General features: G+C 65.4%; 19 protein-coding genes. 5 read left to right on the top strand and 14 right to left on the bottom strand.

The annotated features are described in order from the left end of the window. Positions 1–8 precede the first annotated feature (8 nt). The 4 genes from ACGI6K_RS17165 to ACGI6K_RS17150 form a co-directional block, all read right to left on the bottom strand. Positions 9–212, bottom strand: a complete 204-nt coding sequence (locus ACGI6K_RS17165; RefSeq protein WP_376948240.1) for a hypothetical protein — start codon at positions 210–212, stop codon at positions 9–11. A 205-nt stretch (positions 213–417) separates the two neighbouring features. After that, entirely contained in the window at positions 418–1,353 is a 936-nt protein-coding gene (locus ACGI6K_RS17160; RefSeq protein WP_376948162.1) for a LysR family transcriptional regulator, read from the bottom strand. A 106-nt stretch (positions 1,354–1,459) separates the two neighbouring features. Next, on the bottom strand, positions 1,460–2,455 hold the full coding sequence (locus ACGI6K_RS17155; RefSeq protein ID WP_376948163.1) for a ribonuclease T2: 996 nt from the start codon (positions 2,453–2,455) through the stop codon (positions 1,460–1,462). A 217-nt stretch (positions 2,456–2,672) separates the two neighbouring features. Continuing rightward, positions 2,673–3,476, bottom strand: coding sequence for a SirB1 family protein (locus ACGI6K_RS17150; protein ID WP_376948164.1), 804 nt, complete (start codon positions 3,474–3,476; stop codon positions 2,673–2,675). Positions 3,477–3,600: 124 nt separating this feature from the next. On the opposite strand from ACGI6K_RS17150, the gene ACGI6K_RS17145 reads away from it, so the two are divergent. The 4 genes from ACGI6K_RS17145 to ACGI6K_RS17130 all read left to right on the top strand — a co-directional run bounded on the left by ACGI6K_RS17145 (position 3,601) and on the right by ACGI6K_RS17130 (position 7,944). Then, positions 3,601–4,620, top strand: coding sequence for a Leu/Phe/Val dehydrogenase (locus ACGI6K_RS17145; protein ID WP_376948165.1), 1,020 nt, complete (start codon positions 3,601–3,603; stop codon positions 4,618–4,620). A gap of 133 nt (positions 4,621–4,753) precedes the next feature. After that, the gene (gene pdhA / locus ACGI6K_RS17140; RefSeq protein ID WP_376948166.1) at positions 4,754–5,842 is read left to right on the top strand and encodes a pyruvate dehydrogenase (acetyl-transferring) E1 component subunit alpha; all 1,089 of its coding nucleotides are present in this window, start codon (positions 4,754–4,756) and stop codon (positions 5,840–5,842) included. Further along, entirely contained in the window at positions 5,835–6,821 is a 987-nt protein-coding gene (locus tag ACGI6K_RS17135) for an alpha-ketoacid dehydrogenase subunit beta (RefSeq protein ID WP_376948167.1), read from the top strand. Before pdhA ends, ACGI6K_RS17135 begins: the two co-directional genes overlap by 8 nt. Positions 6,822–6,840: 19 nt before the next feature. After that, on the top strand, positions 6,841–7,944 hold the full coding sequence (locus ACGI6K_RS17130; RefSeq protein WP_376948168.1) for a dihydrolipoamide acetyltransferase family protein: 1,104 nt from the start codon (positions 6,841–6,843) through the stop codon (positions 7,942–7,944). Here the strand turns inward: ACGI6K_RS17130 and ACGI6K_RS17125 are convergent. Next, positions 7,910–8,221: a DUF3509 domain-containing protein gene (locus tag ACGI6K_RS17125; protein ID WP_376948169.1), complete on the bottom strand. Its 312-nt coding sequence runs from the start codon at positions 8,219–8,221 to the stop codon at positions 7,910–7,912. The genes ACGI6K_RS17130 and ACGI6K_RS17125 overlap by 35 nt on opposite strands. A 283-nt stretch (positions 8,222–8,504) precedes the next feature. On the opposite strand from ACGI6K_RS17125, the gene ACGI6K_RS17120 reads away from it, so the two are divergent. Further along, positions 8,505–9,005 carry a phosphate-starvation-inducible protein PsiE gene (locus ACGI6K_RS17120; RefSeq protein WP_376948170.1) on the top strand — a complete coding sequence of 167 codons (501 nt, stop codon included), beginning with the start codon at positions 8,505–8,507 and terminating at the stop codon, positions 9,003–9,005. A 96-nt stretch (positions 9,006–9,101) separates the two neighbouring features. Here the strand turns inward: ACGI6K_RS17120 and ACGI6K_RS17115 are convergent, their stop codons facing one another. From ACGI6K_RS17115 to algG, 9 genes are all read right to left on the bottom strand, one after another. After that, on the bottom strand, positions 9,102–11,720 hold the full coding sequence (locus ACGI6K_RS17115) for a DEAD/DEAH box helicase (RefSeq protein ID WP_376948171.1): 2,619 nt from the start codon (positions 11,718–11,720) through the stop codon (positions 9,102–9,104). Between the two features lie 252 nt (positions 11,721–11,972). Further along, on the bottom strand, positions 11,973–12,437 hold the full coding sequence (locus ACGI6K_RS17110) for a multidrug transporter (RefSeq protein ID WP_377968792.1): 465 nt from the start codon (positions 12,435–12,437) through the stop codon (positions 11,973–11,975). Between the two features lie 196 nt (positions 12,438–12,633). Beyond that, entirely contained in the window at positions 12,634–14,079 is a 1,446-nt protein-coding gene (locus tag ACGI6K_RS17105) for a mannose-1-phosphate guanylyltransferase/mannose-6-phosphate isomerase (protein ID WP_394542971.1), read from the bottom strand. Positions 14,080–14,175: 96 nt separating this feature from the next. Further along, positions 14,176–14,829, bottom strand: a complete 654-nt coding sequence (locus ACGI6K_RS17100; protein ID WP_376948173.1) for an alginate O-acetyltransferase AlgF — start codon at positions 14,827–14,829, stop codon at positions 14,176–14,178. Between the two features lie 35 nt (positions 14,830–14,864). Then, entirely contained in the window at positions 14,865–16,031 is a 1,167-nt protein-coding gene (locus ACGI6K_RS17095) for an alginate O-acetyltransferase (RefSeq protein WP_376948174.1), read from the bottom strand. 12 nt (positions 16,032–16,043) lie between these two features. Then, positions 16,044–17,543, bottom strand: a complete 1,500-nt coding sequence (locus ACGI6K_RS17090; RefSeq protein WP_376948175.1) for an MBOAT family O-acyltransferase — start codon at positions 17,541–17,543, stop codon at positions 16,044–16,046. 194 nt (positions 17,544–17,737) lie between these two features. Beyond that, entirely contained in the window at positions 17,738–18,862 is a 1,125-nt protein-coding gene (locus ACGI6K_RS17085) for a mannuronate-specific alginate lyase (RefSeq protein WP_376948176.1), read from the bottom strand. A gap of 8 nt (positions 18,863–18,870) precedes the next feature. Further along, a complete protein-coding gene (locus ACGI6K_RS17080; RefSeq protein WP_376948177.1) occupies positions 18,871–20,322 on the bottom strand; it encodes an alginate O-acetyltransferase AlgX-related protein in 1,452 nt (483 codons plus the stop codon). A gap of 20 nt (positions 20,323–20,342) precedes the next feature. Continuing rightward, on the bottom strand, positions 20,343–21,923 hold the full coding sequence (gene algG / locus ACGI6K_RS17075; protein ID WP_376948178.1) for a mannuronan 5-epimerase AlgG: 1,581 nt from the start codon (positions 21,921–21,923) through the stop codon (positions 20,343–20,345). Between the last annotated feature and the right edge of the window lie 19 nt (positions 21,924–21,942).

Here is a 21,942-nt window from a genome sequence, read left to right as displayed (position 1 = left end):
CGTTCGCGTCAGGCCTGACGGCGGTTCTTGCCGGCGCCCGGCGCGAAGCCGGCAAAGAAAGTCTGGACCCGTTCCGGCGTGACTTTGGCGAAGGGGACGCGGGCCAGGACCTGCTGAGTGGCCGGGTCGATTACCTCGCGCCATTGGCTGGTACTGGATTCGACGAGCTGGCCGTCGATCAGCAATTTGGTGCTGGGGATGGAATGGGTCATCGCGTGTCTCCGCCTGCTGGGCATTGTTGTTGTTCTCGGCGACTAGCCGCGAGGGGATATCTGAAGCCTAGCAGTGCGAATTTGCCCGGTATAATGGCGGTATCCGCAGAGCGACTCTGCAGAAATACACATTCATGGGGGCGGCGACGGTATTTTCGCCATGCGGCTGGCGTGGCCGGGGCCAGCCCTGCGGATCTTTCGAGGGTCAGGCCCAGTAGGCCGCGTCGTCGAGAATTTCCTGGTCCTGGCTGAAGGCCTTGGGCAGTTCTTCCTTGAGCAGTTCGATCCAGGTGCGGGTCTTGGCGTCGAGAAAGCTGCGCGAGGGGTAGAGCGCGTAAATGCTGCGCTGGTGCAATTGGTATTGCGGCAGCAGGCGCTTCAAGGTGCCCTGGCACAGAGCCTTGGCGGCGACGAAGCTGGGCAGCAGGCAGACACCCATGCCGGCCGCCGCGGCCTGCGCCATCGCTTCCGCGACGTTGACCTGGAAGTGCCCGCCGGGGCGCACGGTCAGCTCTTTGTCGCCGTCCTGGAACACCCAGCGGTCGGGAAACAGCGGATCGACCAGGCGCAGGCAGCGGTGCTCGTGCAGGTCCTGGGGAGTCTTCGGAGTGCCGTGGCGTTCAAGGTATTGCGGCGCGGCGCAGACCACGCTGTGCAGGTCGCCCACACGCTGGGCCACCAGCTCCGAATCGGGCAGCTCGCGCGACAGGGTGATGACCACGTCGTGGCCTTCCTCGAGCAGGTCGGGCGTGCGCTGCGACAGGGTCAGTTCCAGGCTCACCTCGGGGTAGAGCGCGGTGTAGCGGGCCACCAGCGGCGCCAGTTGCAGAGTGCCGAGGCTGGTGATGGAGTGCACGCGCAGGCGGCCCCGCGGCGTCAGGTGCGCGCCGCTGGCCTCGACGGCGGCATCCTGCACTTCGGCGAGGATGTTCCGGCAGCGCTGCAGGTAGCGCTCGCCGGCCTCGGTCACCGCCAGGCGGCGAGTGGTGCGGTGCAGCAGGCGCGCTTGCAGGCTGGCCTCCAGGTCCGACACCAGGCGCGACACCTGGGCATTGGAAAGCTGCAGGGAGGTGGCTGCGGCGGTGAAGCTGCCGCTGTCCACTACCCGCACGAAGGCGCGCATCGCTTGCAGAATATCCATGACTGTTACTCCGGGACGGGAAACAGGGCGATTATGCGCAAAGCAGCTCCGCTTGTTGTCGGCGAAATTCGGTCGAAACCTCTCTGCGCAGGCACTTTTCGCTCTTTCAGCGCCCGCTCTGTTCGATCAGGATGCGTTCCTGGCTGCACTCGCCCGGGATGGGGCTGTGCGTCTTGGACGGTCGTGGGCCGATCAGGCCGGCCAGGGTCGGACCTTCCCGGAAGTCCACCGGCAGGTGGACCTGGATCTCGTGGAGCCGGTTGTCGGTGCACAGGAAAGCGAAGCTGTTGGGCGCATCCGGATGGGTACGGCGGAGGATTTCCTGCAGCGTGCGGCGTTCGACGCTCTTGCCGATGTTCGCCCGGATGTACTGGCCGAGTTCCGAATCGTTGACCGTGCGCACCGCGGTCACCGCCTTGCGGAAATAGGCGTCATCGTCCATGTCGGTCTGGCAGGTGCCATGTTTCTTCCATTCATAGTTGCCGAAGTCGTTTTCGAAATAGAAGTTCGGCATCCAGGGCTTGATGTAGGAGAGCGTTTCTTCGCTGAGCTGAATATCGGTTCTGGAACAGTTGCCGTAATTCTTGCCGCACTCCTTCTTGTTCGGCCAGAGTCCGTGCAGCGTGAAGTTGGCGATGTTCAATTCGCCGCTTTCCATGGCCCGGCATTCAGGTTTCTGCTTGCTCTTGCTTTTCGCCAATTTGTGTTCGCAGAAGCCCGGCTGCCAGGTAATGGCCAGTACATAACTATCCTGCAGGCCCGGGGTCTGGCAGACGCCGGCGGACTGCTGCGGCCGTTCGCGGCGGGTCGATCTGGCCGGTTCCAAGGCCCCGACATCGCCGCAATCCGCCGGAACCCAGCGCAACGGCTCGGCGTTGCCGGGCATTTCGATGCGCAGCCACTGGTAATTGCGTTCGTCGATCTCGCGAATCTGGTACTCGCGACCGGGTTCGGTCTTCACCGTGCCGGGATTGGTCTTCTTGCGGAACGACTGGTAGGCCTCGCAACTCTGCCTGGCGACGAAGGTGCCGGAGGCGAGCTGGCTGGCCCAGGCGATGTCGGTCAGAAGGCAGAGCAGCAGGAGCAGGGCGGATCTGTGCATGATGTTTATCTGGTAGGGAAGGGCGCGGGGCGCGATTTCGAAAGGCGCGCCGCTATAGCAAGGGCGATGGCGGGATTCCTTTTCATTAACCGGCCTAGGCAGGCGAGTGCTTCATGCGATTGCCCCGATTACCGACCCCTTCAAGGGCTCTGAGCGCAGGGGCCGGCGTTTCGGAACGGGCGTCCCCGGTTGTCCTGGCGTGGATGGAGCGGCAGGCTCAGTGCAGTGCATCCACCACTTCTACCTGACGCAGGCGCTGGTCCAGGCGTAGGCACTCGCTCGGGTCGTCGCAGAGCAGCAGGGCGCGCTGCAGGTCGAAACGCTCGCCCTGGGGGCATTCGAGCCGCCGATAAAGATCGGCCCGGGCAAGGTGGTCGGCGACGCTGGGCGGACCGAGCAGCAGGACCCGCTCGGCGTCCTTCAGGGCTGCCAGCGGGTCGTCGTTCTGCTCGTGCAACTGGCGCAGCAGGCGCGACAGGTGCTGCAGCAGGTGATGCGCGGGGCAGGACTGCAGGTGGCGGCTTTCCAGTTCCGCCGGCGCGCCGTGCTGGCGCAGCAGCAGTTCGCGGCAGTCGCGGCTGTAGAGGCGGCGGCCGCTGACGGGATCGAGCAGGTGGTCGGCGTTTTCCACGCGCAGCAGCAGGTGTCCGGGGAAGTCCACGCCATACAGGGGAATCTCCAGGTGCCGAGCCACTTCCAGGGCGATCAGCGCCAGCGTCAGCGGATGGCCGCGACGCTGTTGCAGCACCCGGTGCGGCAGCGCCGCGGCCAGGCGCAGCGGCAGGTGGTCCTCTTCGGAAAAGCCCAGGTCGTGCAACAGGCGCAGCAGCGGCTGACCCAATTCCCGCGCCGGCAGGACGGGCAGGCCGGCGGCGACCTGTTGCGCCAGGCCGCCGATGTCGCGCAGGACGGGTTCGGGGCGCAGGGCGGGGTCGTGTTCGGTGGCGATCCACAAGGCGGCTTCGAAGAGGGCCGGCGGATCGCGTTGCAGGCAGGCAAAGCAGGCTTGGCGCGAGTTCATGACATACTCCTGCATTCTTGTCCTGTTTTTAGCCGCCGCGAAGGAATCCGTCCAGAGCGTGCCGACCGCTGCGGCCGAAGGCCGCGCCTATACTCAGGGTGAACGTCAGCCAGGGAGTATCGCCATGTTCGCCCTGATGAAAGCCGCCCGGCTCGAAGCATTGCATCTGGCGCGGGACCCCGTCACCGGCCTCGAAGCCATCATCGCCATCCACAGCACCCGTCTCGGTCCCGCGCTCGGCGGCTGCCGCTTCCTCGACTATGCCGACACCGAGAGCGCGGTGCGCGATGCCATGCGCCTGGCCCAGGGCATGAGCTACAAGGCCGCGCTGGCCGGGCTGGAGTTCGGCGGCGGCAAGGCGGTGCTGATCCGCCCACTGCACATCGGCGACCGCTGTGCGCTGTTCCAGGCCTTCGGACGCTTCATCGAAACCCTTGGTGGCCGCTACATCACCGCCGTCGACAGTGGTACCTCGAGCACCGACATGGACTGCATCGCCGGGCAGACCCGACATGTCACCAGCACCACCGACGAGGGCGACCCCTCGCCGCACACCGCTGAGGGAGTGTTCGCCGGCATCCGCGCGACGGCCAGGGCGCGCCTCGGTTGCGAGGAGCTGGAGGGCTTGCGTATCGCCGTGCAGGGCCTAGGCCATGTCGGCTACGCGCTGAGCGAGCGGCTCGCCGCGGCCGGTGCCGAACTGCTGGTCAGCGACCTCGAGCACAGCCGTGTGCAGCGGGCGGTCGAGCACCTGGGGGCGCGCCCGGTGGCCAGCGAAGCGCTGCTGCGCGAACCCTGTGACATCCTGGCGCCCTGCGGCCTGGGCGGCATTCTCAACGGCGAGTCGGTCGGCACGTTGCGCTGCGCCGCGGTGGCCGGCGCGGCCAACAATCAACTGGCCGGCCCGGAGGTCGCCGATCTGCTGCAACGGCGCGGCATCCTCTATGCGCCGGACTACCTCATCAATGCCGGCGGGCTGATCTACGTGGCGCTGCGTCACCGCGGCGAAAGCGACCAGAGCATTGGCGCGCACCTGGGTGGCATTCGCCTGCGGTTGAGCGCCATCTACGCACGCTCCCTGGCCGAGGGATGCTCGCCGGCGCGCATCGCCGACGAGGAGGCGGAGCGGCTGATCTACGGCTAGAGTTCAGAAGGCGCCGGCCGGAGGACATCCCTTCGCGGCGCTCTCGTGGATTTCGAGATGCAATCGTCCCGTCATTGCCCGCAGCCACAAGCGGCGGGTTCGGACGCGCCCACAAGGCGCTGAGGAGTCCAGAATGTCACCCGATCTTCCCTACACCCGCTACCTAGCGCCCGACGGCCGCTCGGTGGTCGAACTGCCCACTTGGGCCGACGATTTCAACTTGCTCACCCGGCTCTACCGGCAAATGGTACTGACCCGCCTGTTCGACCAGAAGGCAGTGGCCCTGCAGCGCACCGGACGGATCGGCACCTATGCGCCGACCCTCGGTCAGGAGGCCATCGGCGTGGCCACCGGCAGCCTGATGCAGGCCGATGACGTGCTGGTGCCCTATTACCGCGACACCGCCGTGCAGTTGATGCGCGGGGTGCGCATGGAGGAGATCCTCCTCTATTGGGGCGGCGACGAGCGCGGCAGCGACTTCGTCGATCCGCGCGCCGTCCGGGACTTCCCGATCTGCGTGCCGATCGCCACCCAGGCCCTGCATGCCTGCGGCGTGGCCACGGCGTTCAAGATCCGCGGCGAGCACCGCGTCGCCGTCACCACCTGCGGCGACGGCGCGACCAGCAAGGGCGACTTTCTCGAGGCGCTGAACGTCGCCGGCGCTTGGCAGTTGCCGGTGGTCTTCGTGGTCAACGACAACCAGTGGGCGATCTCGGTGCCACGGCGCATCCAGTGCGGCGCGCCGACCCTGGCGCAGAAGGCGATCGGCGCTGGCATCCACGGCGAGCAGGTCGACGGCAATGACATCCTCGCCGTCTGCGACCGCATGCGCCAGGCCTTGGCGCGCGCCCGCCATGGCAAGGGGCCGGTGCTGCTGGAGTGCCTGAGCTACCGCCTGGGCGACCACACTACCGCCGACGACGCCACCCGCTACCGTTGCGCCGAGGAGGTTCGCCAGGCCTGGGAGGAGGAGCCGGTCAAGCGCCTGCGGGCCTTCCTCGCCTCCCAGGGGGTATGGGACGAGGGCCGCGAGCAGGCCCTGATCGCCGACTGCCAGGCCGAGGTGCAGCGCGCCGTGGAAGCTTTCGAGGCGGCCGGCGTACAGCCGCTGTCCTCAGTATTCGAGCATGTCTACGCGCGCTGGCCCTCGGCCCTGGGCGAGCAGCGCGAGACGCTCGAGGAACGGCTGGTCCGCCGCCAGGGAGGCGAATGTCATGAGTAACGGCAAATACACCCTGGTGGAGGCGGTCAACCTGGCCCTGCACCGGGCGATGCGCGACGATGAGAATGTGGTGGTGCTCGGCGAGGACGTGGGGGTCAATGGCGGGGTGTTCCGTGCCACCCTCGGGTTGCGCGAGGCCTTCGGCTTCAAGCGGGTGCTCGATACGCCGCTGGCCGAGGCCATGCTCGCCGGTCTTGCGATCGGCATGGCTGCCCAGGGGCTCAGGCCGGTGGTCGAGATCCAGTTCATGGGTTTCGTCTACGCCGCCATGGAGCATCTGGTGTCCCACGCCAGCCGCCTGCGCAACCGTACCCGCGGCCGGCTGAGCTGCCCCATGGTGCTGCGCACGCCGATGGGCGCCGGCATCCGTGCGCCGGAGCACCACAGCGAGAGCACCGAGGCGCTGTTCGCGCACATTCCCGGTCTGCGCGTGGTGGTGCCGTCCTCCCCGGCGCGGGCCTACGGCCTGCTGCTGGCGGCCATCGACGATCCCGACCCGGTGGTCTTTTTCGAACCGACCAGGCTCTACCGGATGAATCCGCAGCCCGTGGCCGACGACGGCCGGCGCCTGCCGCTGGACAGTTGCTTCACCCTGCGCGAGGGCCGCGACCTGACCCTGGTCAGTTGGGGCGCCAGCGTCCACGAGAGCCTGCAGGCCGCGGCCGCCCTGGCCGAGCGCGGCATCGACGCCGAGGTGATCGACGTCGCCTGCCTCAAGCCGCTGGACCTCGACACCCTTGAGGCCTCGGTACGCAAGACCGGCCGCTGCGTGATCGTCCACGAGGCGCCGAAGAGCTGCGCGGTCGGTGCGGAGATCGCCGCCAGCCTCTACGAGCGCGTCCTGCCCGACTTGCAGGCGCCGATCCAGCGCGTCGCCGCCCCGGACATTCCGCCGCCGCTGTACCGGCTGGAGCAGTTCTACCTGCCGGGCACCGGGGACATCCTCGCCGCTTGCGAGACGGTGCTGGACTACGCCTGAGGGACAGAGGAGAACGAGCATGAAATATTTCAAACTGCCCGACCTCGGCGAAGGTCTGCAGGAGGCCGAGATCGTCGAGTGGCACGTCAAGGCCGGCGACAGCGTGAAGGCCGACCAGTTGCTGGTTTCGGTGGAAACCGCCAAGGCCATCGTCGACATCCCGGCGCCCTATGACGGGGTGGTGGCCAAGATCTTCGGCGGAGTGGGCGATCTGTTGCACGTCGGCGAGCCGCTGATCGGCTACGCAGGAGAGGGCGACGCCGGTACCGTGGTCGGCCGTCTGGAAGGCGGCGCCGAGGGACAGGCGGACAGCTTCTGCATCGGCGCCGCGCCATCGACCCGCGAGCATCTGGCACCGCGGGCGACCCCGGCGGTACGCCAGTTGGCGCAGAAATTGGGCGTCGAGCTGGCCGATCTGAAGGGCTCCGGCCCAGACGGGCTGGTCACCCGCGCCGACGTGGAGGCTGCCGCGCAGGGCGCGCGCGAGCGCTTCGGTGGCGAGAAGCTGCGCGGCGTGCGGCGCAGCATGGCGATCAACATGGCCCGCGCGCATGCCGAGGTGGTGCCGGTGACACTGTTCGCCGACGCCGACCTGCATCACTGGGCGCAGGCCCGCGACCCCATGGTGCGCCTGGCCAGGGCCATCGCCGCCGCCTGCGCTGCCGAACCGCTGCTCAACGCCTGGTTCGACGGCAGGAGCCTGTCGCTGCGCCGGCACGCACAGCTCGACCTGGGCATCGCCGTGGACACCCCGGACGGCCTCTTCGTGCCGGTGCTGCGCGACGTCGGCGCGCGTAGCGCGAAGGATCTGAAGGAGGGCATGGCCAGACTGCGCGCCGACGTGCGGGCACGCTCCATTCCGCCGCAGGAAATGATGGGCGCGACCCTCACCCTGTCGAACTACGGCACCCTGTTCGGGCGTTACGCCAATCCCGTGGTGGTGCCGCCGCAGGTGGCCATCGTCGGCGCCGGCGCCATCCGCCAGGAGCCGGTGGCGGTGGACGGCCGGGTGGCCGTGCATCCGGTGCTGCCGCTGTCCTTGACCTTCGACCACCGTGCGGTCACCGGCGGCGAAGCGGCGCGTTTTCTCAAGGCGCTGGTCGAGGCGCTGGAACGGCCGTAGCCTGCGGCTCGCGCCATCCGCCCGGCCCGCCCGGTGGCGCGACGGTTCGCCCTAGCTGGCGGAGGGAGTTTGCCGCCAACTCGCCCTTCACTGCGGCGATGCAGTCCTGTAGCCGCCGCGAGTCGCGCCATTGGTCGGCCTCGATAAAGTGGCGCAGGGCGATGCCCGTGTTGTCGGAAAGCGTTATCAGAATGCCGCCGTCCGGGCTTTTCACGCAGAAGTTGACGTTGTATTTCGCTTGGAAAGCCTCGCTGATGGTCTGGAAAGGGCTATCCATGGGCGTACTTCCTGCACGAGTGACTGATGAACGAATGGACAGGCAGCGGCGCAGCAAGTTCGTAGTCATTCGATCGAGCCCCTACACTTTTTCCGACCGATGGGCTTGAGTCGGATTCGACGATTCGCAAAGCATGGGCTAGTGCGTTTCCGCACCGAGCTGTCGATAATGTTTCCCCAACGGATTCAATGGGGTATCTGGTCCGTTTCATGCATATTACATGCATTCATTCAAGGCCGCCTGCCGGGCTGTCCCCGTCGGGCGCTTACGCGAGGGTTGTAAAGTGAAGATCGACAAAGCTGAAGAGTTGCGGCAGCAGATGCATGGGTTGGCCGAGTCGCTGGGCAACCTGCTGGTGGAGGGGTTCCATTACCTGGCGCTGTTCGCGATCGGCGGCGTGACGGCCTGGGCGGCGGTGCATGCCTTCTTCGACATGGTCGAAAAGGGCCACATCATCATCGACGACATCCTCCTGCTGTTCATCTACCTCGAACTCGGCTCCATGGTCGGTATCTACTTCAAGACCAACCACATGCCGATCCGTTTCCTCATCTATGTGGCGATCACCGCGCTGACCCGGCTGATGATCGGCGACATTTCCCATAACCACTCGCCCTCCTGGGGGGTGGTGATAGTGTCCGGGGCGATCCTGCTGCTGGCCCTGTCGAACCTGGTGGTGCGCTACGCCTCCTCGTGCTTCCCGTCCGAGCAATCGGAAAGCCCGTCCTCCGTGCGTAAGCGCTTCATGATGTCGAAGGAAAAGACTACCACCGCGACCGATTGATCGGGTCGCGCCAGACCGGAGTTTGCTCCGTCCGGATGGCGGGATGGGCGTGCAGGGATGCACGCCGGTGCCCCTTCGCGGCGATGCCGCGGACCCTCATTCCAACGGCGCGAACAGCGCGGCGATATCTTCCTCTTCCATGCGCCATTCGCCCTGGATGGCGCCCTCCAAGAGGCCATGGGCCAGTTCGGCCTTGGCCTTCTGCAAGTGCTGGATCTTTTCCTCGACGCTGCCGCGGGCGATCAGCCGGTAGACGAACACCGGCTTGTCCTGGCCGATGCGGTAGGCACGGTCGCTGGCCTGGGCTTCGGCGGCCGGGTTCCACCAGGGGTCGAAATGGATCACGGTGTCGGCGGCGGTCAGGTTCAGCCCGGCGCCGCCTGCCTTCAGGCTGATCAGGAAAACCGGCACCCGGCCCGCCTGGAATTTTTCCACCGGAGTCCGCCGGTCGCGGGTGGCGCCGGTCAACTGGACGTAGGGGATCTTGCGCGCGTCCAATTCCATGGCGATCAGTTGGAGCATGCCGGTGAACTGGGAGAACAGCAGCACGCGCCGGCCCTCGGCGGACAATTCCTCGAGCATCGGCAGCAGCGCGCTCAGCTTGGCCGAGTCGGCGGCCTGGCAGCCAGCCACCGCCTCATCCTCGAGCAGGCGCAGGTCGCAGCACACTTGGCGCAGGCGTAGCAAGGCCTCGAGGATCAACAACTGGCTGCGCGCCAGACCCTGGCGCTCGATCTCCACGCGGATCTTGCTGTCCATCGCCAGGCGCAGGGTCTCGTAGCGGTCGCGCTGCGCTTCGCTCAGGTCCAGGTACTGGGTGATCTCGCTCTTGGGCGGCAATTCGGGGGCCACCTGTTCCTTGGTCCGGCGTAGCAGGAAGGGACGCACCCGCGCCTTGAGATGGGCCAGACGGGCGAGGTCGCCGTGCTTCTCGATGGGCAGACGATAATCCCGCTTGAAGGCCTGCTGATCTCCGAGCCAGCCGGGCATCAGCAGGTGGAACAGCGACCAGAGTTCGCCCAGGTGGTTTTCCATAGGGGTTCCGGTCAGGCACAGGCGGTGCCGGGCGTCCAGTTCCCGCGCCGCCTGGGCGGCCTTGCTGCGCGGGTTCTTAATGTTCTGCGCCTCGTCGAGAATCAAGAGGTGATAGGACTGGCGGGCCAGGGCCTTGAGGTCGCGGGAGAGCAGGGCGTAGCTGGTCAGCAGCAGGTCGGCGGCGCCCATTTCTCCGAACAGGGTGCTGCGCCTGGGCCCGTGCAGGGCGAGCACGCGCAGGCCGGGGGCGAAGCGCGCGGCCTCGTCCTGCCAGTTGGGGATCAGGCTGGTGGGCATGACGATCAGCGCCGGCGCGTTCAGACGCCCGGCTTCCTTCTCCAGCAGGATGTGCGCCAGGGTCTGCAGGGTCTTGCCCAGGCCCATATCGTCGGCCAGCACGCCGCCGACCCGCAGTTCACGCAGCGCCTGCAGCCAGGCCAAGCCCTGCGACTGATAAGGGCGCAGCTCGGCGCGCAGGCCGGCGGGAGCAACGATCGGCTGTTGTGGCAAGTCGCGCAGGCGACGGGCGAAGTCGCGCAGCGTCTCGCCGCCTTGCCAATGCAGCGGTAGTTCCGCCTCGAGGGCGGCCAGCCGGGCCGCGTCGGGACGCGCCAGACGCAGGCGCTGCGGGGCTTCGTCAGGCCTCTGGAAGAACAATTCGCCGAGACTGGCCAGAAGCGGCCGGAGGCGGCCGAAGGGCAGGGCGACGCGCTGGGTGATGCCCGGCGTGCGTGACACCGGCACCAGCAGCATTTCGTCGTCGGCGCGCCGGGCCAGAGCTTCCGGGGTCAGCAGCCAGGGACTGTGGCGGATGGCGTGGAGCAGGATCGGCAGCAGGCTGAGGCGCTGGCCCTGCACCTCGATACCCATTTCCAGATCGAACCAGTCCTGCCCGGCGGCCGGCTCCAGGTGCAGATACCAGTCGTCGATATCCAGCAGGTTGTAGTGGAAGTCCGGGCGCATCTCGATATGCCAACCCTGTTCGCGCAGCCGTGGCAGATCGTGGCGCACCCAGTGCAGCCAGCTTTCGTCGTCGAGCAGTTCGAAAAGTTCGCCAACCGTTTCTGGCAGGGCCTCACTCTTGCGTAGGGCGATGTGAAAGCCCTGTGCGGCGAGCGTCCGCCGATGGCGCGCCTCGCTCTCGGAATGACGGCGGATACGCAGGATTTCCGTGGCACCGGGTACCAGCAGATCCTTCGCCGGCTTGCCGAAGGCCAATTGATCTCCATAGCGGAAGGCCAGCGCCGCGCGATGCTGGAGCTGTTCCACCATGCGCCCCTTGCGGGTGTCGTAGTGCAGTCGTACATGGCTGCCCAAAGTCAATTGGGGGGCTGGCTCGAGGTCGTCGATCCGCCGCTCGGGCAATACCGCCTTCGGCTCGGCGGGCGGCGACTGGCGCTGCAGGGTGAACAGGGCCGCCACCACATGCTTGCAGTTGTGTCCCACCGGACAACTGCAACGGCCGTCGATGCGCCAGCCATCGGCCCGCGACTGCAGGTGGATGTGCTGCCGGTAGCGGCGGGTCACCGAGCCTCGGCAACTGGCGTTGATTTCGTCCGGGGCGACCTGCAGCAGGGTGCAGCGTCCCTGGCTGGCGTAATCCTGGCCGCGCTGCAGGGTGCTGGGGTCGAACTGATCGCGCCAGTCTTCCAGGCGCATCCGAAGGAAATCGGGCTGCATCAGCGACCCTGCCGTGGCGGATGCTGCGGGGGAGGGAGGAGATTGTTCATGGGTACTGGGAAATCGATGGAAACCGCCGATTCTCTCACAGCGACGCGCTTCGGGCAGCCTTGTCGGCCATTTGGCAGGGCAATCGCATGAGGCTTCGAAAGGGGAAGCCGGGCTCGAGCGCTCCGACACACAATCTTTTCAGTCCGGTATCCGGTGGGCATTTCATGCGATTGCCCCGGCCGTTCGGGAGGCGGCGGCGGTTCAGTCGGCGAAACGGCCGTCCAGGCGTTCGGCGTGAAATTCCAGGCTCTGTGCCCGATAGCCGTGGCGCAGTGGTGGCAGGGGCAGGCAGGTGTGCCAGTCGCCTCCCGGCTGGAGGGGATCGGAAGCGCTGTAGTGCGGCATGTCGTAACGGTCCTCGTTCAATTCGACGCTATCGCTTGGAGCACGGGCGCTGACCTGCCAGCGCAGCTCCAGCAGCGGTAGCCGGCTGCCGTTGTGCAGGTGCACGGCCAGCGGGCGGTCGGCGGGGCATTCGTCGGGAGCATGGCGTAGCCACAGTTCCAGTTGCGCGAGGTGCTGTGCGGTGCGCTGCTCCTGCCACAGGGTGCCGGCGGCGATCAGCGCCACGCCGAACGCGGCGGCCAGGGAAACCGTCGCGACCTTGTCGGGATAGCGCAGCAGCAGGCCCAGCCAGACGAGCAGAAGCAGGACACCGATCAGCATGGGCAAACGAGGGGGATCATTGGACGGCCTCGGAGCAGGATGCCGTCGCATTCTACGGAGGAGTCCAGCCGACGGGGAATTCCTGGATACAGGGCTCCCCGGCGCGGGGCGATCAGGCGCAAGGCACGCCTGCCGCCGGATTGCCCGGCGGCGGCAGAGGTCCGGACGCCGGGGTAGCGTCCGGAGCGCGCTGCGGTCATCCGGCCACGGAGCGGCTCTGGACGTCTTCGGTACGGCCGTAGATGTCTTCGAGCCGTTCGATGTCGTCTTCGCCCAGATAGCTACCAGATTGCACTTCGATGATTTCCAGCGGGATCTTGCCGGGGTTGGCAAGACGGTGCACAGCGGCGACCGGGATGTAGGTGGACTGGTTCTCGGTGAGCACGAAGGTCTTCTCGTCGCAGGTCACCTGAGCGGTTCCGGATACCACGATCCAGTGTTCGGCACGGTGGTGGTGTTTCTGCAGCGAGAGGCTGGCGCCCGGCTTGACAGTGATGCGTTTGACCTGGAAGCGGCTGCCCATATCCACCGAGTCGTAGGCACCCCAGGGACGGTAGACCTGGGAGTGGTTCAGGCTTTCCTTGCGGCCTTGGTCGTCGAGGATCTTGACCAGCTTCTTGACGTCCTGCACGCGGTCCTTGTGCACCACCATGGTGGCGTCCTTGGTCTCCACTACCACCACGTTGTCCAGGCCGATCACGGTGACCAGCTTGTCGTTGCTGTGCACCAGGCTGTCGCGGGTATCGTGGAGGATCACGTCGCCCTTGACCACGTTGCCGTTCTCGTCCTTGTCGTGCACTTCCCAGATCGAAGCCCAGCAACCGACGTCGCTCCAGCCGGCGCACAGCGGCACGGCGCAGGCGTGGTGGGTCTTCTCCATCACCGCGTAGTCGATGGAGTTGTCCGGGCAGCAGGCGAAGGTGGCCGGATCGATCTTCAGCTCATTGTCGTGTTGTTCGCTGCGCTCCAGGGTCAGCAGGCAGTTGTCGTAGATGTCCGGGTCGTGCTCCTTCAGTTCCTCGAGGAAGCGGCTGGCGCGGAACAGGAAGACGCCGCTGTTCCAGAAGTAGTTGCCGGACTCGACGAATTCGCGCGCACGGGCGAGATCCGGTTTTTCGACGAACTGCAGGACGCGGTTGGCGCCCTCGGGCAGGGTGCTCTGCACGGCGAGATCGCACTTGATGTAGCCGTAGCCGGTTTCCGGGCTGTGCGCGGGAATGCCGAACAGTACCAGTTCACCCATCTCCGCGGCCTGGGCGGCCGATTTGAGGGCCTGCTGGAAGGCCTGCTGGTCGGCTATCACGTGGTCGGCCGGGAGGATCAGCAGCAGTTCGTCGCGGCCTTCGGCGAGTTGCTTTATGGCGGTCAGCGCGATGGCCGGCGCGGTATTGCGACCGAAGGGTTCGAGCAGCAGCCCCTGGATGCTCAGGCCGATGGCCTCGAGCTGTTCCTTGACGATGAAGCGGTGCTCCTGGTTGCAGACGACGATGGGGCTTTGCATGCCTTCGAAGTTCAGGCGCTGCAGGGTCTGCTGGAAAAGCGTCCGCTCGCTGGTCAAGGCGAGGAACTGCTTGGGATATTGTTTGCGGGAAAGAGGCCAAAGACGCGAGCCGCTGCCGCCTGACAAGATCACGGGAATCATGTGTCGTTCTCCTTTGATATTAAGGGTACTGCCGTTTATTGCTGGGTCCCTACAAGTGTTCCGCACTGGTCTTGCGTGTACTGCGTGACGAGCAACTCACTCCTTCACTGGCGGTTTGACCCACACGGGATTGAGCTGGTTCGCAGTGCCCGTCACATACAGGCAGACAACGTCGCCACGGGCGAGGCTGATCGGCTTGAGGTCGGCGACCTTGCGATCGCCGTCGAACAGCGCCAGGTTGGCTTTCACCGGGTTGATTTCGCGATCGCCCCGGCCTTTGGGTTCCACGCTTTTCACCACTTCCGTCTTGCCGTCGGCCGTTTTCAGGGTCAGCGGCTTGTCGGAGAGATTCTGTACCCGCAGCAGAGCTTTCTGCTTGCTCTTGAAGGCCGGCTCTTCGACCAGCAGAGGCGCAGCTCCGGATTGAGTAACCAGAGTGTAGTAGTGCTCGGCCGACAGGCTTACAGGCAGGTTCTGGGAGCCGATGCGGGCACTGTACTGGCCGGCTGGCAAGTATTCGAAATCGCTGCTGGACAGCGGCGAAACGTCTTCCAGGTTGATGCTGCCGACGTTGGCGCTGACTTCCTGATTGCTGGCGTTGTAGAGACGCACGAAGGCCGAGCCCTTGGGCGCCACGGCTTCGTAGAGCGCCGCGTCGCCGGCAGCCTGGACGGTGGTGCCGCCGAAACCGAGCAGGAGGCCGAGGCCAAAGCCGAGGGCGATGCGGTGCTTGCGGTGCAGTCGGATCATTGCTGGTACTCCTTTGCGAATCGATAGAGGGGTGTTCAGTGGCGCGCGCCTTGGTTGGTAGAGGTATTGTCGGCCAGTTGCTTGTCCTGGCGTCCGGCGGCCTTGAGCTGGGCGATCCAGTCGGCGTCGAACTCGCTCAGGTCGTAGGCGATCGGCAGGTAACGCTCGGGGAATTCCCAGATCACCAGACGCGGCGGGGATTTCTTGAAGTCCTCGCTCTGCAGGAACTTGAGCATCGGCAGGAGCGGTCCGCGGCCGTTCTCGGCGAAGTTCACCAGGTCGCTGCCGAGCGCCTGGCGCAGCGCGCCGGCGAAGTTCCAACGCTCGTCGGCGCTGTAGCTGGTGCCGACCAGGGCTACCGGCACCTGGGTTTCGGCGAACAGGTCGTCCCCGGCAGGGGCGCTTTCTTCCTGCTGGCGAGTGTTGTGCTTGACCAGTTGATCCGGCGGCGGCAGCAGTTCCTCGAACAGCGGATCGAGCGGCAGGAAATTGGTCAGGTCGCCCTTGTGCGGCCCGCCCGGCAGGGTTTCGGTGACGTAGACGTTGCCGCTTTCCGGAAGCACGCCGATCGGTTTGATCGCCGTGGCCAACTGGCCGGCGACCACCTGGGCGCCGTAGGGCGTCCAGTGGGTGTCGGTGCGCAGGAACACCTGGCCCTGGGCCTTGGCCTGCTGTAGCGGGCCGAGCAGGTCGGGTGCCTGGATGTCGGCATCGGCCACGATCCGGCGGAAGTTCTGGTAGAGCTGCTCGTGCAGGGGCGCGGGATGCTGCTCGCCGAAGTTCTCCGGGTACAGGCGTGCCTTGGCCGGCAGGATCGCCATCACCAGTTGCACGTTGTTCCGTGCCAGGGTTTCACGCACGCCCTGGATTAGCGCCTGGTTATCCGTGATGTTCTGCGAGGCGGTGGCGGTGGGCTTGAACTCCTCGTCGCTGAACAGCCACTGGTTGGCTCCGATCACCACACCGGGACGGCCTTCGCCGAACAGCGTGTAGTCCAGCGCCGCCCAGAGGTTGGTGCCGAGCTTCTTGATCGGAAATTCCTCGTCGTAATGTTTTTCGAAGGCCAGGGCCAGCTTGCCGTTGAGCACCGGGGTGTTATCGGCGGTGGAGAAGCCGGCAACGCCTTTCAGCGACCACAGGCTGAGCGCCAGTAGGGTGCCGGCGAAGGTCCCGGCGTAGACCAAGTTGGTTGTTCTATTCATGGCGGTCCCTCTTTAAAACTGGAAGTAGAGGAAAGGCGAGAAGCTCTGCGCCGAAAGCTTGAGCACCGAGGCGGCGAATAGCAGGAGCACCGCGACGCGGGTCGCCAGCGCCGGTATATCGATGGCCTGCGAATAGGCCAGGGTGCCGTTCGACGCATGGACGATGCCCTGGGGCGCGTCGGCCTGATCGTTCGCCTTGGCCTTGGGCGCGCCGGTGAGCGGTTGGGCGTAGAACTGGCGAATGCCGTACACCGCGATCACTACGTAGGCGAGCAGCAGGGTAGCGATCTGCAGGCTGGTCAGTTGTGCCTTGTTCAGGTCGGACAGGGTCCAGTCGCCGAAGCTGAACATGGCGGCGTACATGCGCCAGGCGACGTCGAGGTTCTCGGCGCGGAAGATCACCCAGCCGATCATCACCAGCAGGAAGGCGAAGGCCCAGCGCAGCGGGCGAATGGTCTTCGGCGCGGCGTCGATGCGCAAGGCACGCTCGATCGCCAGCCAGGTACCGTGCCAGGCGCCCCAGATAATGAAGGTCCAGTTGGCGCCGTGCCACAGGCCGCCGAGCAGCATGGTGAGGATCAGGTTGCGGTAGGTCTGGAAGGTAGTGCCGCGGTTGCCGCCCAAGCTGATGTACAGGTAGTCGCGCAGCCAGGTGGACAGGCTGATGTGCCAGCGGCGCCAAAATTCGGTGATCGACTGGCTGATGTAGGGCTGGTTGAAGTTCTCCATGAAGCGGAAGCCGATCATCAGGCCGAGGCCGATGGCCATATCGCTGTAGCCGGAGAAGTCGAAGTAAAGCTGGGCGGTGTAGGCCAGGGCGCCGAGCCAGGCATCGCCGGTGGTCGGATCGCTGAGGGCGAAGCAGTGGTCGGCGATCGGCGCCAGGCTGTCGGCGATGAACACCTTCTTGATGAAGCCCTGCATGAAGCGGGTGCAGCCTTCGGCAAACTTGTCCAGCGTGTGGGTGCGATGGTTGAACTGGTCGACCAGGTCGCGGAAGCGCAGCACCGGACCGGCGATCAGGTGCGGGAAGATCGCCACGAAGGCAGCGAAGTCGACCAGATTGCGGGTCGCCGGGGTATCTCCGCGATAAACGTCTATGATGTAACTGATGGATTCGAAGACGTAGAAGGAGATGCCGATCGGCAGCAGGATATGGGTGACCACGAAGGGTTCCATGCCGAACGAGGCGATGATCGCGTTCAGACTGTCCACGCCGAAGTTCGCGTACTTGAAGTAGCCGAGTACACAGAGGTCGACCACCACGCCGAGCGTCAGCCAGCGTTGCGCGGACTGGGTGCGTACACCGGCGGCGCCGATGCGCAAGCCGATCCAGTAGTTGAAGACGGTGACGGCGGCGAACAGTCCAAGGAAGTCGATGCGCCACCAGGCATAGAAGATATAGCTGGCGGTCAGCAGCAACAGGTTGCGGTAGCGCGCTGGGCTCAGGTAGTACAACCCGAGGAACAGCGGCAGGAATAAAAACAGGAAGACGTTGGATGAAAACACCATTACCCGTGTCTCGCTTCTAGCACCAATATTTCAGGCTCTTCTCTGAGCCCGGCCTCTCCCCCGGGAGCTCCCCGAAGAGGTCCGTTCCCGGCTGCGTCTGTTGCGCATTACGGGGCATTCCGCCTGCCCGGAAGAAGGGCGTGGCGGCCGGCGACGGACAGACTGCCGGCTGCTGGGGTGACGTCGGGGCCGAGCTAGTCGCGCTTGCCGACGGTCGATCTAGGCGACTTCTCGGCCGGATCGAAGATCCGGGTCACATCGCCACCCAGGCGGAAATTCTTGAACGGACCCATCTCGGCCTTCCTTTCCCGTAGGGCGGGTGAGCAGGAGTAGAGCGCGCAGTAGGGTTCCAGCCAGGAGAACTTGGCGTCGGTTTCCAGATCCTCCATGTCCTGATCCTCGTCGCCGGCCCGTTCGGCGAACGGTTCGGGCTTCTCGATGCCGGCTAGCACGTTGCTGGCCAGGCGGCCCAGGGCGCCATCGTTGTCGCCGCGCAGGTCGACACCGTTGGCCAGGGCAAAGGCGGCGACCATCATCAGGGGCGGCAAGCTGTAGTTGTGGTAAGCCAGCGCACGTTGGCGGCGCTTGAGTTCGTTGGGCAGGAAGCCATTCGGATCGATCTGCCCGGCGGCGATGTGGAACTGCTCGACCGCCCAGTCGAACAGGGGCCGGCGGTTGGTCGCCACGCCGGCGGCCATGGTCGCCCAGGCCGCCCAGTAGGAGTGGTTGTTAATCCGCTTGAGGGGCAGGTCGCTCCAGTCCTTGACCACTTGGTCGCCCACCTTGGCGAACCAGTTCTCGATGCGCTGCGCCTGTTCCGGATAGGCCGCCAGCGGCTGCGAGCTGGAGAATTTCAGGCGCAGGTAGGCGCCGGCCAGGCTGCCGAGGGCCCACTTGCGCATGGATTTGCCCGTGTGGTTGTACTCGGTAGTGAGCAGGGCGCCGTCTTCGGCCCAGGCGTCCAACCAGGCCAGGGCGCACTCCAGGTCGCCGGCGCGGCCCTTCTCCATGTAGCGCATGACCATCCGGCTGACGCCGCGCTCGATCTGGGTGATCGGCGCGGTCTTGGTGCGGAAGGCCTTTTCCGCTTCCTCGTTGAGGGTCGACCGGGCCGCGTCCGAACCTTCGTACTTGCTGCGAAAGACCAGTTCCCCGGTGAAGGGTTCGGGCACCACCGGACAGGCTGGCGCCTCGCCTTTGCGGATATCCACCGGCGCGTAATAGCCCTTGGGCGGAACCAGGGCTTCGGCGGCGTGAACGGTGCCGCCCAACAGCAGGCTGCCGATCAGGCAGGAAAGGGCGAGTCTGGTCTTGTGCATGGTAGGCCTCAGTTGCCGCTACGGGCGGTCAGGTTGGCCGGAGCGTGATAGTCGTGGCGCTTGCAGAGGCGCACCTCGACCTCGACGGGCTCCTTGAGCCCCTCCGGCGGTTGGATTTCCATGGCGAAGAAGTTGAGTCCGCCCCAGTCGGTCTCGTCGCGCATGTTGAAGGCGAAACGGCCGTTGGTTTCGGTGGTGACCGGCTTGTCGAACTGGAACTTCTCGCGACGGCCGGTCATGTACCAGATGGTGCCTTCCAGCTTCTTCACCGAGGGGTCGCTGAAGCGGATGTCCACCTGATGGCGGGAGTTGATGGCCTCGACCAGTCGGCCGGCGCCGTTGATCAGCACTTCCTTGCTGGCTTCGCCGGGGCGCAGGGTAGCCTTGCCGGCGAGCAGAGTTTTTTCGCCTTCGCAGGCATTGCCGAGCATGGACAGCGCCTGGCGGTAGAACTTGTCTTCGGCCAGGTTGTAGAGCGGCGAGAATTCCCAGATGAGGATCTTCGGCGGATTCTTCTGAAATTCGTCGCTGGCCAGGTATTCGAGCATCGAGCCTTCTAGGCCGCTGCCAGGGAAGGCGACGTTGAGGATTTCGGCACCCATGTATTCGGAGAGGAAGCCGGCGAAGTTGTAGTTGGTGCCGCTGTGGCTGGTACCGACCAGGGTGATCTGCGGCAGGCTGCTGTCGCCGAACAGGTCGCCGCCGCCTTCACCCTTGGGCTCGGTGAAGAACTGATCGCTGTGCTCGAAGGCGTAAGTGGTGTTGCACAACTGGCCGGCGACCCGGTGGTGGGTGCCGCGCTTGCCCATGCGGCCCATTTTCTTGGTGACGAACTCCTTGCGCGGGATGTCCGCGAAGGCGGGGATCTTCTTCAAGGTCTCGGCGACGATCCGCGCACTGCGTTCGGCGCCGTAGGAGGTCCAGTGGTGGTCGCCGCGGAAGTAGAAGGCCGGCTCGACCTTTTCGTCGGTCAGCGGGGTCAGGTCGGGCACCCAGTAGCCGAGTTGCTCGAAATGCTTCAGGGTCGCCCGGAAGTTCCTCACTGCCTTGTCGTAGTCGAAGCGGGCGTAGTCGGCTGGCCGCAGTTTGTTGCGTTGCACCATGCCGCGGGTCGGCTGGTAGACGATCACTAGCTCGACGCCGCGGCTCTTGAAGGCGTCGCGCAATGCCTTGAGCTGGCGGTAACCCTCGGGGGTGGTGCCGAACTCGGTGCGCAGGTCTTCGTTGGTACGGAACAGCCAGTCGCTCTCGTTGCCCTGCACCAGGGTGACGAAGCCCTTCATGTAGTTGCTGGTGTAGTTGTTGGGGTCCGCGGCGGCCGGGCACAGGTCGCAGCAAGACTCGGCGCGGTAGACGGGCAGCCCGGTGGGGGTTTCTTCGGCACGCACCCCGGCGGCGGCCAGGGCGATCGCCGCGGCCAGCGCGGCGGGTCCAATCCATTTGCTGTTGTGGGTCTTCATGTTGCGCAGTCTCATCGGTTCTACAGCTCGGCCTGGGTGGGATCGACGATGGGGTCGATCAGCACGGCCTTCTGGCGGCGCACCAGCAGATCGAGGATCTCTTCTTGTCTGTCCTCGAGGATGCCGGTGAAGGTGAGGCCGGAACTCTTGGTCGGGGCGAGCATCTCCACGCGGTAGAGTTCGAGGCTCAGCGGCGAGTCCACGGAGATCGGCGACGAGCCGTTGCCGGTCAACTGGCCGCCGACCACGATCATCGACACCTTGGTGTCGAAGGGGTCGAGCTTGAAGTCGCGGTCGGTCTTGCTGAGGTCCTTGATGTGGCCGTAGATACCGGTCAACTGGTTGGCGACGGATAGGTTCTCGTAGATTCGGATGTTCACGCTGTTGCGCATGCGGATGCCGTGGCGCGCGTTGTTGATGAGCCGGTTGCCCCAGATCAGGTTGTTCGAGCTCTCGTAGAGGGTGATGCCGTCGGAGTGGTTCTGGTACACCTCGTTGTAGGCGACCAGGTTGTGTTCGCTGTTACGGTCGAGGACGATGCCCGACAGCTTGTTGTCGTGGGTGCGGTTGTTGATGATCCAACTGTGGTTGACCTCCCGCGAGACGATGATGCCGTGCTTCTTCTTCGTCCCGTAGACGTGGTTCTCGGCGATGATCAGGCGTTCCGAGCGGTCGTGGGGGTCGATGCCGTAGATGATGTTGTCGCGATAGGTATTACCCTTGAGCACCACGTCGTCGGCTTCGTAGCAGTAGAAGCCGTAGTAGATGTCCTCGAATACCGAGTCGATCAGCCAGCCGGTCGGACGCGAGCGCTTGAGGCGCTTGTGCATTTCCGGGGTGTACTGGGTGATGCTCACGCCGTAAGCCTTACTGGTGTTGTAGCCCAGGCTGGCGACGGTGCTGCGCGAGATGTAGGTCTCGGTGCCGCCCCAGGACACCAGGAAGGGCCGGAAGCTTTCCGGGTCGCGGTAGGCGGACGGAGCGTTGTTCTTCTCGCTCCAGCCGACCAGCTTGGTGTCGGTGATGAACAGCTTGCCGTCGTTAACCAGGAAGGCGCCGCGCTCCTCGGAGAGGCGCAACTCCTTGACGTTCTTGCCGATGTGCAGGGTCGCGCCGAGGGCGACGACGATCGGCACTCGCGCCACGTAGACGCCCGGCGCTGTCTCGGCGAACTGGTTGGCCGGCAACTGCTTAGCCAACTGACTCAGCTCGACATAGCCGCCTTCTATGAAGATCGCGTTAGGCATCCCGCCTTGGCGGACGATCCACTCGCGCAGACGTCCGCTGCCGCCGATGAAGTCCTTCAGGGCGACTTGCTGCAGCATGCGTCTTACCACGATGCGTCCGCCCGGCTTGCGCTGGATCTTGGCTTCCACCGCCGCGTGGGTATAGCCGGAGAGATCCGGCAGCTTGGGCGGGTCCAGCTTCAGGGCTTCGATCGAGGCACTGGTGACGCTGTACTGCTTTGAATTCAGGGTGGGGAGCGTGGACTGCCCCGCCTGCTCCGGCGGGGCGGCCTGGCTCCAGGCGCTGGTAGCCAGCAGCACGCCGAGCAAGACGGGTTTTAGCTGGGTGGATGCAAGTTTTCTTTGCACATTCATGTTCGATCCTCTCAGCGTA

The sequence above is a fragment of the Azorhizophilus paspali genome, assembly GCF_043587585.2.
Classification (GTDB): Bacteria; Pseudomonadota; Gammaproteobacteria; order Pseudomonadales; family Pseudomonadaceae; genus Azotobacter; species Azotobacter paspali.
This window is presented reverse-complemented; position numbering and strand designations above follow the sequence as displayed.

What these genes read in the sequence shown, in the direction of transcription:
- ACGI6K_RS17115 (WP_376948171.1), bottom strand. Translation starts at nt 11,720, where the DNA reads ATGCAGCCCGATTTCCTTCGGATGCGCCTGGAAGACTGGCGCGATCAG.
- ACGI6K_RS17145 (WP_376948165.1), top strand. Translation starts at nt 3,601, where the DNA reads ATGTTCGCCCTGATGAAAGCCGCCCGGCTCGAAGCATTGCATCTGGCG.
- ACGI6K_RS17155 (WP_376948163.1), bottom strand. Translation starts at nt 2,455, where the DNA reads ATGCACAGATCCGCCCTGCTCCTGCTGCTCTGCCTTCTGACCGACATC.
- ACGI6K_RS17165 (WP_376948240.1), bottom strand. Translation starts at nt 212, where the DNA reads ATGACCCATTCCATCCCCAGCACCAAATTGCTGATCGACGGCCAGCTC.
- ACGI6K_RS17130 (WP_376948168.1), top strand. Translation starts at nt 6,841, where the DNA reads ATGAAATATTTCAAACTGCCCGACCTCGGCGAAGGTCTGCAGGAGGCC.
- ACGI6K_RS17135 (WP_376948167.1), top strand. Translation starts at nt 5,835, where the DNA reads ATGAGTAACGGCAAATACACCCTGGTGGAGGCGGTCAACCTGGCCCTG.
- ACGI6K_RS17125 (WP_376948169.1), bottom strand. Translation starts at nt 8,221, where the DNA reads ATGGATAGCCCTTTCCAGACCATCAGCGAGGCTTTCCAAGCGAAATAC.
- ACGI6K_RS17160 (WP_376948162.1), bottom strand. Translation starts at nt 1,353, where the DNA reads ATGGATATTCTGCAAGCGATGCGCGCCTTCGTGCGGGTAGTGGACAGC.
- ACGI6K_RS17150 (WP_376948164.1), bottom strand. Translation starts at nt 3,476, where the DNA reads ATGAACTCGCGCCAAGCCTGCTTTGCCTGCCTGCAACGCGATCCGCCG.
- ACGI6K_RS17100 (WP_376948173.1), bottom strand. Translation starts at nt 14,829, where the DNA reads ATGATCCGACTGCACCGCAAGCACCGCATCGCCCTCGGCTTTGGCCTC.
- ACGI6K_RS17090 (WP_376948175.1), bottom strand. Translation starts at nt 17,543, where the DNA reads ATGGTGTTTTCATCCAACGTCTTCCTGTTTTTATTCCTGCCGCTGTTC.
- ACGI6K_RS17105 (WP_394542971.1), bottom strand. Translation starts at nt 14,079, where the DNA reads ATGATTCCCGTGATCTTGTCAGGCGGCAGCGGCTCGCGTCTTTGGCCT.
- algG (WP_376948178.1), bottom strand. Translation starts at nt 21,923, where the DNA reads ATGAATGTGCAAAGAAAACTTGCATCCACCCAGCTAAAACCCGTCTTG.
- pdhA (WP_376948166.1), top strand. Translation starts at nt 4,754, where the DNA reads ATGTCACCCGATCTTCCCTACACCCGCTACCTAGCGCCCGACGGCCGC.
- ACGI6K_RS17085 (WP_376948176.1), bottom strand. Translation starts at nt 18,862, where the DNA reads ATGCACAAGACCAGACTCGCCCTTTCCTGCCTGATCGGCAGCCTGCTG.
- ACGI6K_RS17110 (WP_377968792.1), bottom strand. Translation starts at nt 12,437, where the DNA reads ATGCTGATCGGTGTCCTGCTTCTGCTCGTCTGGCTGGGCCTGCTGCTG.
- ACGI6K_RS17080 (WP_376948177.1), bottom strand. Translation starts at nt 20,322, where the DNA reads ATGAAGACCCACAACAGCAAATGGATTGGACCCGCCGCGCTGGCCGCG.
- ACGI6K_RS17095 (WP_376948174.1), bottom strand. Translation starts at nt 16,031, where the DNA reads ATGAATAGAACAACCAACTTGGTCTACGCCGGGACCTTCGCCGGCACC.